This window comes from Streptomyces sp. NPDC045955 (assembly GCF_056430805.1).
Map to the genome: position 1 here is coordinate 42,440 of NZ_JBWKKY010000029.1, position 15,226 is coordinate 57,665.

Below are 15,226 nucleotides of genomic sequence, written 5' to 3' on the forward strand. Positions count from 1 at the left end.
AAGAGCTGCCCACGGGAGGGGCGGGCGGGAGCCGAGGGGTCCGGCGGTTGACACAACGTCCGAACAACGCGTTCCGGCTGGACAGATCACGCGTTGTCGCCTTTCGCGGCGGCTTGGATGCTCGGATACCGGAGCTGAGCAACCCATCAGACCTCGACGCACGGCCGGGAGACGAAATGACCGCACTGTCGCCGCACCTTCGCCAGGCCACGCCCGTGGTGGCGGCCCGGGGCGAGGGCGTCCACCTCTACGGTGAGGACGGCCGCCGCTATCTCGACTTCACCGCCGGTATCGGCGTCACCAGCACCGGGCACTGCCACCCCAAGGTCGTGGCGGCGGCGCAGGAGCAGGTGGGCACACTGATCCACGGCCAGTACACGACCGTCATGCACCAGCCGCTGCGCCGCCTCGTGGACAAGCTGGGCGAGGTGCTGCCGGCCGGTCTGGACAGTCTGTTCTTCACCAACTCCGGCAGCGAGGCCGTCGAGGCGGCACTGCGGCTCGCCCGCCAGGCCACCGGCCGGCCCAACGTCATCGTCTGCCACGGCGGTTTCCACGGCCGTACGGTCGCCGCCGCGTCCATGACCACCTCCGGGACCCGCTTCCGGTCCGGTTTCTCCCCGCTGATGAGCGGTGTCGTCGTCACCCCGTTCCCGACGGCCTTCCGCTACGGCTGGGACGAGGAGACCGCCACCCGCTTCGCGCTGAAGGAGCTCGACTACACCCTCCAGACGATCTCCTCGCCCGCCGACACGGCCGCGATCATCGTCGAGCCGGTGCTCGGCGAGGGCGGGTACGTGCCCGCGAACAGCGCCTTCATGGAAGGGCTGCGGGAGCGGGCCGACCGGCACGGCTTCCTGCTGATCCTCGACGAGGTGCAGACCGGCGTCGGCCGCACCGGACGCTTCTGGGGACACGACCACTTCGGCGTCACCCCGGACATCCTCGTCACCGCCAAGGGCCTGGCCAGCGGCTTCCCCCTCTCCGGCATCGCCGCCTCCGAGGAACTGATGACCAAGGCCTGGCCCGGGTCGCAGGGCGGCACGTACGGCGCCAACGCCGTCGCCTGCGCCGCCGCCTGCGCGACCCTCGACGTCGTCCGCGACGAGAAGCTCGTCGAGAACGCCGAGGCGATGGGCAAGCGGCTGCGCCACGGCCTGGAGGCGGTGGCCGACCGGACCCCGGGCATCGGCGACGTCCGCGGCCTCGGCCTGATGCTGGCCACCGAGTTCGTCACCGAGGACGGCAGCCCCGATCCCGAGACCGCCGCCCGCGTGCAGCGCGCGGCCATCGACGAGGGCCTTCTCCTGCTGCTGTGCGGTGCGTGGAACCAGGTCGTCCGCATGATCCCCGCGCTCGTGATCGACGAGGCGGGCGTGGACGAGGGCCTCCAGGCCTGGACGAACGCCGTCGCGGCCGGCACCTCTGGAGCGGCGGAGCGATGACCACCGCCACCCGCGACCTGGCCGGTCTGGTGGCCCGCATCGCCGAGATCGCGCCCGGCCTGCGGGTGGAGACCGGCCCGGGGGCGACGGGACCCTACGCCTACGACGCCTCCAACTACCGTCTGCCGCCCCGGGCCGTGGCCTTCCCGCGTACTGCCGACGACGTGGTCGCGGTGCTGCGGGCCTGCCGTGAGGCGGGCGTCCCGGTCACGGCCCGGGGCGGCGGCACCAGCATGGCCGGCAACGCCGTGGGGCCCGGGGTCGTCCTGGACTTCTCGCGGTACATGAACCGGATCCTGGACATCGACGTCGAGGGCCGTACCGCGCGCGTCGAGGCCGGTGTCGTCCTCGACGCGCTGCGCGGGGCCACCGCCCTGCACGGGCTCGACTTCGGACCCGACCCGTCCTCGCACAGCCGCTGCACCCTCGGCGGCATGATCGGCAACGACGCCTGCGGGAACCGGTCCGTGCGGGACGGGCGGACCAGCGGGCACGTCGAGGCCCTGGAGATCGTGACGGCCGACGGCGTGCGGGCCGTGGCCGACCACTCCGGGCTGCGTGCCGCAGAGCCGGGCGACGCGGAGGCTGTGCGGCGCGTCGCCCGGCTCGAATCCGGCCTCAGGCGGCTGGTCGAGGACAATCTGGCGCTGATCCGCACCGAACTGGGCCGCATCCCGCGTCAGGTCTCCGGCTTCCAGCTGCAGCACCTGCTGCCCGAGAACGGCTTCGACCTGGCCCGCGCCCTCGTGGGCACCGAAGGCACCTGTGCGGTCGTCACCGCCGCGACGGTCCGCCTGGTGGCGACCGCACAGGCATCCACACTGCTGACGCTCGGCTACGAGGATGTGGTCGAGGCGGCCGAGGACGTGCCGGAGATCCTGCGCTGGTCACCCAGCGCCGTGGAGGGCATGGACGAGGCGATCGTCGCCACCATGCGCGCCCGGCGCGGCCCGGACTCCGTCACCGGGCTGCCGGAGGGACGGGCCTGGCTGTACGTCGAGCTCGAAGGCGATGACCAGGCGTCGGTGAACGCCCGCGCCGCTGAGCTCCTCGAGGCTCTCAGGGCCCGGGGGCGGATGACCGGCGGACGGGTCGTCGAGGCCCCGGCCGAGCGGCGCTCGCTGTGGCGGGTCCGCGAGGACGGGGCCGGGCTCGCCGCCCGCCTCGTCGAGGGCGGGGAATCCTGGCCGGGCTGGGAGGACGCGGCGGTCGCGCCCGAGAACCTGGCCGCCTACCTGCGCGACTTCCGCAAGCTGCTGACCTCGTACGAACTGACCGGTGTGCTGTACGGGCACTTCGGCGCGGGCTGCGTCCACGTGCGCATCGACTTCGATCCGGCCACCGAGTCCGGCCGGACGGTGATGCGGCGCTTCCTGAGCGAGGCGGCCGCGCTGGTCGTCGGGCACGGCGGCACGCTGTCGGGCGAGCATGGCGACGGACGCGCGCGGAGTGAGCTGCTGGAGGTCATGTACAGCCACCGCATGATCGCCGCGTTCGCCGCGTTCAAGAAGACCTTCGATCCCGACGGGCTGCTCAACCCCGGCGTGATCGTCGACCCGGCTCCCTTGGACGCCGACCTCGCGCTGCGGGAACTCCCGCTGCTGGACACGGCCTTCGGCTTCCCCCATGACGAGGACGGTTTCGCGGGCGCCGTGCGCCGGTGCGTCGGTGTCGGCCGCTGCCGCAGTGACGCGGGCGGGGTGATGTGCCCGAGCTACCGGGCCACGGGCGAGGAGAACGCCTCCACCCGCGGCCGGGCTCGCCTGCTCCAGGAGATGGTGCGCGGTGAGGCCGTGCAGGACGGCTGGCGCTCGACCGAGGTCAAGGACGCCCTCGATCTGTGTCTGTCGTGCAAGGCCTGCTCCAGTGACTGTCCGGTCGGCGTCGACATGGCCACGTACAAGGCGGAGTTCCTCCACCAGCACTACAAGGGCCGCCTGCGCCCTCGTTCCCACTACTCCCTCGGCTGGCTGCCCTGGACCTCCGCCCTGGCCGGTCACGCCGCCCGTCCGGTCAACGCACTGCTGCGCGGGCCGGTCGGCAAGCTCCTCGCCCGTCTCGGCGGCGTCACGACCAAGCGGAGGATCCCCGCCTTCGCCTCCCGCCGCACCCTGCGCAAGACCCTGCGCGCCGCCGGAACCGCGGAGCCGGCGAAGGCCGTGCTCTTCGTCGACAGCTTCACCCGCGCCTTCCGCCCCGAGGTCGCGGGAGCGGCGAGCCGTGTGCTGGCCGACGCCGGCATCCCCTGCGCGCCGCGGGACGGACTGTGTTGCGGGCTGACCTGGGTCAGCACCGGACAGCTGAACGTCGCCCGCAAGATCATGGCCCGCACGGTCGCCGCGCTCGACGACGGTGACGACCGGCCGATCATCGTGGCGGAGCCGAGCTGTGCGGCCGCGTTGAAGCGTGACGTCCCCGAACTGCTCGGCACCGAGGCCGCCCAGCGCGTGGCGAGCCGCGTCCACACCTTCACCGGGGCCCTCACCGACCTCGCCGACCAGGGCTGGAGCCCGCCGCCGCTGCCCGAGAACGTCGTGCTCCAGACCCACTGTCACGAGTACGCCACCTTCAAGGGCCGCCGCCCCGCCGACCTGCTGCGCCGGCTCGGCGTAGGCGGCGTCGACGAGGCCGAGGGCTGCTGCGGACTCGCCGGGAACTTCGGCTTCGAGGCAGAGCACTACGACACCTCGATGGCCGTCGCCGATCTCGCCCTCAAACCGCGCATCGACCACCTCGACGGACGCACCGTCGTGGCCGACGGTTTCAGCTGCGCCACCCAGATCGACCATCTCGCCGGAGACCGGGGCGTCCGCGCCCTGCACCTCGCGGAACTGCTCGACCCCGCCGCCGACCGACCAGGAGAGACGACATGACCGAGGTACTGACGCAGTTGTTCATCGGCGGTGCCTGGGTGGACGCCGCAGACGGCGCCACCATGCCCGTCGACGACCCCGCGACCGGCGAGATCCTCTGCGAGGTCGCCGACGCGGGCCCCAAGGACGCCCGGCTCGCGGAGGAGGCGGCCGTCCAGGCACAGCAGGAGTGGGCCCGTACGGCGCCCCGGGCGCGCAGCGAGATCCTGCGCCGCGCCTACGAGCTCATCCTCGAGCGCACCGACGAGCTGGCCCACCTGATGACGTCCGAGATGGGCAAGCCGCTCGCCGAGGCCAGGGGAGAGGTGGCGTACGCCGCCGAGTTCTTCCGCTGGTTCTCCGAGGAGGCCGTCCGCATCGACGGCGGCTGCGGCACACTGCCCGACGGGCGCAACCGCATGCTGCTCTCCCGCCGCCCGGTCGGGCCCTGCCTGCTGATCACGCCGTGGAACTTCCCGCTGGCCATGGGCACCCGCAAGATCGGCCCGGCCATCGCGGCGGGCTGCACGATGGTCCTCAAGCCGGCCCCGCAGACCCCGCTGTCCAGCCTCGCCCTGGCCGGCATCCTAAAGGAGGCCGGCCTGCCGGACGGCGTGCTGAACGTCGTCACCACGTCCCGCGCCGGAGAGGTCTGCGAGCCGCTGCTGCGCGGCGGCCGGATCCGCAAGCTCTCCTTCACCGGCTCCACCGGCGTCGGCCGCATCCTGCTCGCCCAGTGCGCCGACACGGTCGTCCGCGCCTCGATGGAGCTGGGCGGCAACGCGCCGTTCATCGTCTTCGACGACGCCGACCTCGACGTGGCCGTGGACGGCGCGATGGTCGCCAAGATGCGCAACATGGGCGAGGCGTGCACCGCCGCGAACCGCTTCTTCGTCCACCGGTCGGTCGCGGCCGAGTTCGGCCGCCGGCTCGCCGAGCGGATGGGCGCGCTCGTGGTCGGGCCCGGCACCCGGGACGGAGTCGACGTCGGCCCGCTGATCGACAGGACCGGACGCGGCAAGGTCGAGGAACTCGTCGCCGACGCGGTGGAGCGCGGCGCCCGGGTACTGGTCGGGGGCCGTACGCCGGAGGGGCCGGGCTGCTTCTACCCGCCGACCGTGCTCACGGACGTCTCTCCCGAGAGCCGCCTGATGGACACGGAGATCTTCGGCCCCGTGGCCGCGATCCTCACCTTCGACGACGAGGACGAGGTGCTGCGCCGCGCCAACGACACGCCCTGGGGTCTCGTCGGTTACGTCTTCACCGAGGGCCTGGACCGCGGCCTGCGCGTCAGCGAACGCCTGGAGGTCGGCATGGTGGGCCTCAACACCGGCCTCGTCTCCAACCCGGCCGCGCCCTTCGGCGGGGTCAAGCAGTCCGGTCTCGGCCGTGAGGGCGGCCGGGTCGGCATCGAGGAGTTCCTGGAGTACCAGTACGTCGCGGTGCCCGTGCGCTGACGGTGTCGCGCCCCCTGGTGCCGGTCGCACCAGGGGTTCGCGCTGCGCCCGCGGCGGCGATCCGATGACCCGTCAGTAGGTCATCGGTCACGGGCTCTTGACTCGTGACGCGGCAGTGGCCATCCTCGTCGGATCCTTGGATGAGGTCATGACAACCCGGCCCTCGGTCCGGGCCTTCGGGGCCCGGGCCGCCGGTGTGTCGACCCCGCCACCCCCCGACCGAGGACGTGGGCCGTGACCAGTGCAGGACGCCCGTACCGCCGACGCAAGAACGTCACCGTCGTGTCGCTCCTTTTGTTCGTGCTGGCCGTCGCGTTGGGCCCGACGCCCAGTTCGGCGGCCGGATCCGGCTGGTGGAACCCGACCGCACGGCCCGCGCCGGACTCCCGGATCAACGTCACGGGCGAGCCTTTCACCGGCACCGACGTCAAGGGCGAAGTGCGCGGCTTCGTCGACGCGCACGACCACATTTTCGCCAACGAGGGCTTCGGCGGCCGTCTGATCTGCGGAAAGCCCTTCTCCGAGCAGGGTGTCGCCGACGCGCTCAAGGACTGTCCCGAGCACTACCCGGACGGCTCGCTCGCGATCTTCGACTTCATCACCAACGGGGGTGACGGCAAGCATGACCCGGTGGGCTGGCCCACCTTCAAGGACTGGCCGGCCCACGACTCGCTGACCCACCAGCAGAACTACTACGCCTGGGTGGAGCGGGCCTGGCGCGGCGGTCAGCGGGTGCTGGTGAACGACCTCGTCACCAACGGCGTCATCTGCTCGGTGTACTTCTTCAAGGACCGCGGCTGCGACGAGATGACGTCGATCCGGCTCCAGGCCAAACTGACGTACGACATGCAGGCCTTCGTGGACAAGATGTACGGCGGGCCCGGCAAGGGCTGGTTCCGGATCGTCACCGACAGCGCGCAGGCCCGTGAGGTGATCGAGCAGGGCAAGCTGGCGGTCGTCCTCGGCGTCGAGACCTCCGAGCCCTTCGGGTGCAAGCAGGTCCTCGACATCCCGCAGTGCAGCAGGGCCGACATCGACAAGGGACTGGACGAGTTGTACGCGCTGGGCGTGCGCAGCATGTTCCTGTGCCACAAGTTCGACAACGCGCTCTGCGGTGTCCGCTTCGACTCGGGCACGCTCGGAACGGCCATCAACGTCGGGCAGTTCCTGTCGACGGGCACCTTCTGGAAGACGGAGACGTGCAAGGGCCCGCAGCACGACAACCCCATCGGCGACGCGACGGCGGCCACGGCCGAGAAGAAGCTCCCGGCGGGCGTGCGGGTTCCCTCGTACAAGGCGGACGCCCAGTGCAACGTCCGAGGACTCACCGGACTCGGCGAGTACGCCGTCCGCGGCATGATGCAACGCGGGATGATGCTGGAGATCGACCACATGAGCGTCAAGGCCACCGGCCGGGTGCTCGACATCTTCGAGGCCGAGTCCTACCCCGGCGTGCTCTCCTCGCACAGCTGGATGGACCTGAACTGGACCGAACGGGTCTACGGCCTCGGCGGGTTCATCGCCCAGTACATGCACGGCTCCGAGGGCTTCGTCGCGGAAGCGAAGCGCACGAAGGCCCTGCGCGACAAGTACGGCGTGGGCTACGGCTACGGCACCGACATGAACGGCGTCGGCGGCTGGCCGGCCCCACGTGGCGCGGACGCCCCGAACAAGGTCACCTACCCCTTCAAGAGCGTCGACGGCGGCTCCGTCATCGACCGGCAGACCACCGGCGAACGCACCTGGGACCTGAACACCGACGGCGCCGCCCACTACGGCCTCGTCCCGGACTGGATCGAGGACATCCGCCGGGTCGGCGGCCAGGACGTGGTGGACGACCTGTTCCGCGGCGCCGAGTCCTACCTCGACACGTGGGGGGCCACCGAGAAGCACTAGGTGTGCTGTTCCGGGCAGGCTGGTGACGCGCGTGCCGGGTGCCTGAACGGGTGAGGGCCTTCTGAGTTCGGTGTGGATCGCGACATCCACGCCCGACCGCAGGGGGCCCTCGTGTCCCACACCTCCGCACGCTGGGCCGGCCGCTACCGGCACGTGGGCGCCGAGGGCGTGCAACGGCTGAGTCCGGTCATCGATGAAGACATGAATCAGTCTTCATGTGTTCCTGTATGGTGGGAAGGCATGCCCCCGCCCGAAGGACTCCTCTGATGACCTCCACCCTCACGCCGCAGCCGGTCGACCGGGCGGAGCCCGCGCGCACCGGGACCGTCCCCCGGCGGCGTACCCGTGTCCTCGCGCTCCCCGAGGCGCGCTGGGCCGCGGCGGCCACCGTCCTCTTCCTGCTCGCGCTGCCCTTGCAGCTCACCGGCGCACCCTCCTGGACCTGGGGCCCGCTCTACGCCCTGTCGTACGTCACGGGCGGCTGGGAGCCGGGCTGGGAGGGGCTCAAGGCGCTCAAGGAGCGCACGCTCGACGTCGACCTGCTGATGGTCGTCGCCGCACTGGGCGCGGCGGCGATCGGGCAGGTCATGGACGGTGCCCTGCTGATCGTCATCTTCGCCACCTCCGGCGCGCTGGAGGCGCTGGCCACCGCCCGTACCGCCGACTCCGTCCGCGGCCTGCTCGATCTCGCCCCCGCTACGGCCACCCGGCTGTCTCCGGACGACGGCGAACAGACCGTGCCCGTCGAGGAGCTGGCGGTCGGTGACACCGTCCTCGTCCGCCCCGGTGAGCGCGTCGGCGCCGACGGCCGTGTGCTGGACGGGGCGAGCGACGTGGACCAGGCGACCATCACCGGCGAGCCGCTCCCCGTGGCGAAGGAACCGGGTGACGAGGTCTTCGCGGGCACCCTCAACGGCACCGGCGCCCTGCGGATCAGGGTCGAGCGCGACGCGTCCGACTCGGTGATCGCCCGGATCGTCCGGATGGTGGAGGAAGCGTCCGAGACGAAGGCGCCCACCCAGCTGTTCATCGAGAAGGTCGAACAGCGTTACTCGCTGGGCATGGTGGCCGCGACCCTGGCCGTGTTCCTGGTGCCCCTCGCCTTCGGCGCACAGCTCACCGAAGCGCTGCTGCGCGCCATGACGTTCATGATCGTGGCGTCGCCGTGCGCGGTCGTGCTGGCGACCATGCCGCCCCTGCTGTCGGCCATCGCCAACGCCGGACGGCACGGAGTGCTGGTGAAGTCGGCCGTGGTGATGGAGCGGCTCGGCCAGGTCGACGCCGTCGCGCTGGACAAGACCGGCACGCTGACCGAGGGCAGCCCGCGCGTCACCGACGTCCGGCCGCTGCCCGGATCCGTTCTGGATGACGGCGAGTTGCTGACGCTGGCGGCAGCCGCCGAGCGGCCCAGTGAGCATCCGCTGGCCCGGGCGGTCGTGGACGCGGCCCGCGAGCGCGGTCTCAACCTGCCCGGTGCGCAGGACTTCACCTCCGCGCCCGGCGTGGGAGTGACCGCCGTCGTGAGCGGCCGTGCGGTCGCCGTCGGCGCCCCGTCCCGCCTCCTGGACGGCACCGGCAGCGCGGTCACCGCCGTCGCCGGGGAACTGGAGGAGTCCGGCCGTACCGCCGTCCTGGTCCTCGTCGACGGCGCCCCCGCCGGGCTGCTCGGCATCGCCGACCGGCTGCGCCCGGACGCCGCCGCCACCGTCGCCGCGCTCACCGCGCTCACCGGCACCGCCCCGACGCTCCTCACCGGCGACAACCCCCGGGCCGCCGCACACCTCGCCGCCGAGGCAGGCATCGACGACGTGCGTGCCGGGCTGCTGCCCCAGGACAAGCTGACGGCCGTTCAGGAGATGGAGCGCGCGGGCCGCAAGGTGCTGGTCGTCGGGGACGGCGTCAACGACGCACCCGCCCTGGCCGCCGCCCACACCGGGGTCGCCATGGGCCGGGCGGGTTCCGACCTCGCCCTGGAGACCGCCGACGCCGTGATCGTGCGCGACGAACTCGCGGCGGTCCCCGCCACCGTCGCCCTCTCGCGCCGTGCGCGCAGGCTGGTCGTGCAGAACCTCGTCATCGCCGGGGTGTTCATCGCCGGTCTCGTCGTCTGGGACCTGGCCGGAAACCTGCCGCTGCCGCTGGGCGTCGCGGGCCACGAGGGCTCCACGGTCCTGGTCGGCCTGAACGGTCTGCGTCTGCTGCGGGAGACGGCCTGGCAGCGGGCCTGCGCCGAGGGAAGCGACTGACGAACGCCGTCAGCCCACCGGCGGCGGGCCGGTGCTGGCCCGCACCACGAGATCCACGGGGACGAGCGTGTCGACGCGAGGCTGCCCCCCGGGGCCGTCGATGCGGTCCAGGAGAAGCCGCAGGGAACGGGTGCCGATCTCGGCGAAGTCGGTGCGGACGGTGGTCAGCGGCGGCAGGAGATGCCCGGCCTCGGGGATGTCGTCGTAGCCGACGACGCTGACGTCCCCGGGGACGGAGCGCCCGGACTCGTGCAGGGCGTGCAGCAGGCCCAGTGCCATCTGGTCGTTCGAGGCGAACACCGCCGTCACCTCCGGGCGCCGCGCCAGCCGGCGGCCCAGGTCGTAACCGGAGTCGGCGCTCCAGTCCCCGGCGAGCGGGGCCGGGATGTCCGCACCGGCCGCCTGGAGCGTCTCCTGCCAGCTCGCCAGGCGGTGGTCGGCGGAGGTCCAGCCGGCGGGCCCCGCGATGTGCCAGACGGTGGCGTGCCCGAGGCCGAGGAGGTGCTCGGTGGCCTTGCGGGCCCCGGTGCGGGAGTCGCCGGTGACCAGGGGCGTGCTGTCGTCGAGGGCGCTCTCCAGCACCACCAGGGGAGTCCCGAGGTCGGTCTCGACCAGGGCCAGGCCCACCCACTGCTGCGGGGCGATCGCGATCACGCCGTCCGCGCCCTCGGCCGACAGCCGGTTCACGGCCTCCACGACGGTGTCGTGGTCGGCCGTGTCGAGCGCGATGGAGCTGACCAGGTAACCGGCCTCCTGGGCCGCGGTGTTGATGGCGGTCAGGATGGACGCGGGCCCGTACCGGGCGGCGTCGAAGGAGATGACCCCGAGCATCCGGGTCCGGCCGCTGGCCAGCGACCGCGCGCTGCGGCTGGGCCGGTAGCCGAGGGTGCGCATGGCGTCCAGGACCGCCTCGCGCGTCTCGGGGCGGACGGCGGGATGGTCGTTGAGCACCCGGGAGACGGTCTGCTTGGAAACGCCGGCCAGCCGGGCCACGTCGGCCATCACCGGCCGCGCCCCCGCGAAGTTGCGCCTGCTGCGGCCCTTGGGGACAGGGCTGTCGGTGGCGCTCGGTGTCATGGCGGGCGATTCCTCGACGTCGGTTACGGCGGTCCTGGCCCCGCCCGGCAGGAGCACAGCATAGGCCGGGCGGGGATCGTGGGGTTTCTCAGCGGGCCCGCATCGTCCACGCGCGCGTGACCACCCACTCGGCGCGGCGCACACCCGCCGCTCGCCACTCTTCGCCCACCTGTCCCGGCACATGAACCCGGGCGTCCGCCGCCAACGGCAGCACCTTCAGACGCAGGCCCTGCGTTCTCAGCGCCTCGACCGGCAGCCGGTCCAGGCCGATGTCCCAGACCCGGCCCGAGTAGAACTGGTCGGCGACCAGGACACCCCCCACGTAGGCCCGGCCCAGATCACCCGTCCACCGCAGCCGCAGCAGGACACCGGCGGGCGCCCGCAGCAGGTCCTCCGGGATGTCGACGCGGTACTCGGCGGCCACCGTCTCCACGTACTTGTCCGCCGGCACGCTCGCCCGGCCCTGCACGCCGGTCACCGGCTCGGGCGCCGGACCGGCAGGCCTGACCAGGGTGACGGGCACCGCGGTGTCCGGGAGGGGCGCGGCCTCGATCGTGTAGCGGGTGAACACACCGTCCGCCGCCTCCCGCACCCGTGTCCCCGCCACCACCGGGACGGAATCCGGCGCGGGCAGCACCGCGCACGACGGCTCGGCGGCCGGACTGTGCAGCCGTACCTCGTCACCTTGGAAGACGACACCGTCCCCGCACAGCACCAGCCGCTCGGCTCCCCAGGCGTCCCCCCGGTAGACGGTACGGGCCGTCGCCGCGTCCAGAACCAGCAACCCGACGCGTGAACCGTCGGCGGCGTCCACCTCGACCAGGGCGTCGGTGCCGGGCCGCACTCCGCTGACCAGGATCCGGCCGCCGACCGGCGTGACCTCCCCGGTCGGTGTCGCGACGGACGCCACCGTGTCCGCGTCCAGGGCCAGTTCGGGCGCGATGCCGTCGGCCGCGGCCAGCACCAGGACCGTACGGCCGCCCGCCTCGACGGCGCACACCGGCTGCGCGGTCGCCCAGTCCAGACGCAGCCCGGCCACGTCCAGCCGCAGGGGCCAGCAGAAGCACGCGCCGGAGGGCACGGTGACGGGAGTGCTGGGCAGGGTCAGCGCGGGCCCGTCCGGGAAGTCGACCGTGAAGGCCGTGTCCGGGTGGTCGGGCAGCGGCTCGTGCGGCTGGTGGTTGGTCACGAACAGGAAGCCGGACGTGCCGTCGGTACGGACCGCCCAGCGCAGCGTCTCCCGGTCGTGCTGCCCCGTCGGCAGCCGCTCGGGCAGCACGGACTCCATCGCAGCGATCCGGTGCCCGAAGTCGGCCAGCAGCAGGTGCTGGAGCCGCAGTTCGTGGTACGAGGCACGCACCTGGCCGTACTCGCCGAGCGGGGCCTGGAAGTCGTAGGTCAGGACCGGCAGGTCGTTGGGATAGCCGGTGGTGTGCGACTCCTGAAGGGTCGTCAGCTCGCCGGGCGGGTTCGTGCCGCCGTGGAACATGTAGTAGCCCTGCCAGACCGAACCGCAGCCGATCTTGGTGAGCCCCAGCGCGGCCACGTCGGCGGCCTCCACGCGGGGGCGCCGGTGGTAGGCCACCGCCATGCCGCCGCCCAGCTCACAGGTGGCCCAGGGGAACCGGTCCGCCGGTACCTGGTCGGCGCCGCGTACGGCCGTGGGCCGCAGATCGGCGCCGATGCCCTCGTCGTCGCGCTCGTGGGTGAGGAAGAAGTGCTTGCGGCAGGTGTCGGGCCAGCCGCCGTCCGCCTCCGTCCAGAACGCCTCCGGATAGCCGCCGTACAGCGGGAGCAGTTCCTCGCCCGGGAGCTGGACCCCGCCCCAGGCGGTCGACGTCCACAGCGGGGCGCTCAGCCCGGCCTCCTGGGCCAGGCGCTTCAGGGTGCGCAGATGGCCCGGCTGGTCGTAGAGCTCGTTCTCGATCTGGATCGCGACGATCGGGCCGCCGTGTGCCCGGTCCAGACCGCGCAGTTGCTCCGCGACGGCCGCGAACCAGGCGCGTACGGGCTCCAGATAGGCCGGATCGTCGGTGCGCGGCGCCCGGACGCGGGCGAGCAACCAGTCGGGCAGGCCGCCGTTGCGTACCTCCGCATGGCACCACGGGCCGATCCGCGGGATGAAGTCCAGGCCGTGGCGGGCGCACAGCTCGGCGAAGCGGCGCAGGTCCAGGTCCCCGTCGAAGCGGATCCGCCCCTCGGTCTCCTCGTGGTGGATCCAGATGACGTACGAGGCGACGGCGGTCAGTCCGCCCGCCTTCATCTTCAGCAGCTCCTCCTCCCATTCCCGGGCCGGGTAGCGGGAGTAGTGGAACTCGCCGGAGACCGGGAACCAGGGGCGGCCGCCGCGGGTGAGCCGGCGGCCGGTGACCTCGATCGGATCGGGCACGCCCGGCGCGTCCGCGAAGGGCAGGTGGCCGGTCGGCGGGGGAGCGGAGGGCGCGGGCACGCGCAGCCGGTGCGGGGTCACCAGGTGTTCTCCGGGCCGAGGTCGGGCGTGTCGGTCAACTGGGCGCGGGTGGCGGTGGTGCCGTGCAGTTCCAGCAGGACCAGCTCGTTGCCGCCCGGCCGCAGCACCGGCGCGGGGACGTAGAGCGTGTGCTGGGGGCCGCGGTTCCAGTAGCGGCCCAGGTGGAAGCCGTTGACCCAGGCCTGTCCCTTCGTCCAGCCGGGCAGGGCGAGGAAGGCGTCGGCGGGCGTGTCCACCTCGAACGTGCCGCGGTGGAAGGCGGGCACGGTGACCGCCGTCCCGTCGCCCGGTGCGAACGGCACCGCCTCCAGGTCGTCCAGTGGCAGCGCGTGGCAGTCCCAGCCACGCAGGGCCGTTCCGTTGAGGAAGACGGGCCCGAGCAGGCCCTTCGGGGCTCCGATGCGGGGCCCGTAATTGACGCCGCCCATGTTCTCGACGAGCACCTCCAGCCTGGCTCCCGGGTGTGGGACACGCACCGGCAGCGTCTCGTCGTGGCGTTCGCGCTCCAGCACACCGGCGGGTGCGCCGTCGACGAAGACCTGGGCACGGTCGCCGACCCCGCCGGCGAAGTGCAGCAGGCCGTCACCGGAGGAGGGCAGGACGGTGCGGTAGAGCGCGTAGCCGGTGTGCTGCCCGAGCTCGCCCATGGTCACCGGGTCATCGGTGCGGACGGGAGCGGCGAGCGCGCCGACGAGGGGGAGCAGGGGTGCCCGGCCGTCCAACTCGACTCCGGTCGGCGGCAGTTTGGGGCCGGGCGCCAAGGCGGGCTCGTCGGGGACGCCCGTATGGCGGGCGATGACCTCCCGGAAGGCGTGGTACTTCGGGCCGGGGTCGCCGCACTCGGTGAGCGCGGCGTCGTAGTCGTACGACGTGACGGTGGGCTGGTAGGCGTGCTTGTGATTGGCGCCGTTGGTGAAACCGAAGTTGGTGCCGCCGTGGAACATGTAGACGTTGACGGACGCCCCGGCGGACAGCAGCCGGTCCAGATCGGCGGCGGCGTCGGCCGCGTCCCGTACGTGGTGCGGCCCGCCCCAGTGGTCGAACCAGCCGATCCAGAACTCCGCGCAGAACAGCGGGCCTTCACTCCGGTGCTCGCGCAGCCGCCCGAGGTTCTGCTCGACGCGGCTGCCGAAGGTGCCGGCGGTCAGCACGCCCGGCAGGCTCCCGGCGGCCAGGTGCTCGGGGTCGGTCTGGTCGCAGGTGAACAGCAGCTCCTCGACGCCCCGGGAGCGGAACGCGTCGGCCAGGTGCTTCAGATACGCGCTGTCGTCGCCGTAGGCCCCGTACTCGTTCTCCACCTGTACGGCGATGACGGGGCCGCCCGCCGCGGCCAGGTGCGGCCGGAGCGCGGGCAGCAGCAGGTCCAGGTAGCGGTCGACGGCCCCGGTGAAACGCGGATCGCTGGACCGCAGCCGGATGTCCGGGTCCGAGGTCAGCCAGTCGGGCAGGCCGCCGCCGTCCCACTCGGCACAGATGAACGGGCCGGGACGCAGCAGCACGTACAGCCCCTCGTCCCGGGCGAGCTGGAGGAACCGGGGCAGGTCGAGGAGACCGTCGAACACGAGAGGGCCCTCGGGGTCGGGCTGGTGGTGGTTCCACGGGAGGTACGTCTCCACCGTGTTGAGGCCCATCAGCCGGGCCTTGCGCAGCCGGTCGGACCACAGGCCGGGGTGGACACGGAAGTAGTGCAGCGCACCGGAGATGATCCGGAACGGCTCGCCGTGCAGCAGGAATCCGTCGGACGTCGTCGTCAGGGCGGGCATGAGCAGGCTTCCCTTCGGGA

General features: G+C 72.6%; 8 protein-coding genes. 5 read left to right on the plus strand and 3 right to left on the minus strand.

All coding sequences use genetic code 11. The features are described from left to right. Positions 1-176: 176 nt before the first annotated feature. The 5 genes from AC07F0_RS36480 (at position 177) to AC07F0_RS36500 (ending at position 9,896) form a co-directional block, all read left to right on the plus strand. On the plus strand, positions 177-1,445 hold the full coding sequence (locus AC07F0_RS36480; protein ID WP_478984282.1) for an aspartate aminotransferase family protein: 1,269 nt from the start codon (positions 177-179) through the stop codon (positions 1,443-1,445). Continuing rightward, entirely contained in the window at positions 1,442-4,318 is a 2,877-nt protein-coding gene (locus AC07F0_RS36485) for an FAD-binding and (Fe-S)-binding domain-containing protein (protein ID WP_478984283.1), read from the plus strand. Before AC07F0_RS36480 ends, AC07F0_RS36485 begins: the two co-directional genes overlap by 4 nt. Further along, positions 4,315-5,754 (plus strand): NAD-dependent succinate-semialdehyde dehydrogenase, encoded by a 1,440-nt coding sequence (locus AC07F0_RS36490; RefSeq protein ID WP_478984284.1) that lies wholly within the window; start codon positions 4,315-4,317, stop codon positions 5,752-5,754. The genes AC07F0_RS36485 and AC07F0_RS36490 overlap by 4 nt, the downstream gene beginning before the upstream one ends. A gap of 234 nt (positions 5,755-5,988) precedes the next feature. Then, a complete protein-coding gene (locus tag AC07F0_RS36495) occupies positions 5,989-7,650 on the plus strand; it encodes a discoidin domain-containing protein (protein ID WP_478984285.1) in 1,662 nt (553 codons plus the stop codon). Between the two features lie 266 nt (positions 7,651-7,916). Further along, a complete protein-coding gene (locus AC07F0_RS36500; RefSeq protein ID WP_478984286.1) occupies positions 7,917-9,896 on the plus strand; it encodes a heavy metal translocating P-type ATPase in 1,980 nt (659 codons plus the stop codon). A gap of 9 nt (positions 9,897-9,905) precedes the next feature. On the opposite strand, the gene AC07F0_RS36505 is transcribed toward AC07F0_RS36500, so the two are convergent. The 3 genes from AC07F0_RS36505 to AC07F0_RS36515 all read right to left on the minus strand — a co-directional run bounded on the left by AC07F0_RS36505 (position 9,906) and on the right by AC07F0_RS36515 (position 15,206). After that, positions 9,906-10,973 carry a LacI family DNA-binding transcriptional regulator gene (locus AC07F0_RS36505; protein ID WP_478984287.1) on the minus strand — a complete coding sequence of 356 codons (1,068 nt, stop codon included), beginning with the start codon at positions 10,971-10,973 and terminating at the stop codon, positions 9,906-9,908. An 88-nt stretch (positions 10,974-11,061) separates the two neighbouring features. Continuing rightward, complete coding sequence (locus AC07F0_RS36510; protein ID WP_478984324.1) at positions 11,062-13,446, minus strand: beta-galactosidase; 2,385 nt, start codon at positions 13,444-13,446, stop codon at positions 11,062-11,064. Further along, positions 13,440-15,206, minus strand: coding sequence for a beta-galactosidase (locus tag AC07F0_RS36515; RefSeq protein ID WP_478984289.1), 1,767 nt, complete (start codon positions 15,204-15,206; stop codon positions 13,440-13,442). Before AC07F0_RS36515 ends, AC07F0_RS36510 begins: the two co-directional genes overlap by 7 nt. Between the last annotated feature and the right edge of the window lie 20 nt (positions 15,207-15,226).

Excerpts from the sequence above, each read along its gene's own strand:
- AC07F0_RS36480 (WP_478984282.1), top strand. The coding sequence starts at position 177 with ATGACCGCACTGTCGCCGCACCTTCGCCAGGCCACGCCCGTGGTGGCG.
- AC07F0_RS36485 (WP_478984283.1), top strand. The coding sequence starts at position 1,442 with ATGACCACCGCCACCCGCGACCTGGCCGGTCTGGTGGCCCGCATCGCC.
- AC07F0_RS36490 (WP_478984284.1), top strand. The coding sequence starts at position 4,315 with ATGACCGAGGTACTGACGCAGTTGTTCATCGGCGGTGCCTGGGTGGAC.
- AC07F0_RS36500 (WP_478984286.1), top strand. The coding sequence starts at position 7,917 with ATGACCTCCACCCTCACGCCGCAGCCGGTCGACCGGGCGGAGCCCGCG.
- AC07F0_RS36505 (WP_478984287.1), bottom strand. The coding sequence starts at position 10,973 with ATGACACCGAGCGCCACCGACAGCCCTGTCCCCAAGGGCCGCAGCAGG.
- AC07F0_RS36515 (WP_478984289.1), bottom strand. The coding sequence starts at position 15,206 with ATGCCCGCCCTGACGACGACGTCCGACGGATTCCTGCTGCACGGCGAG.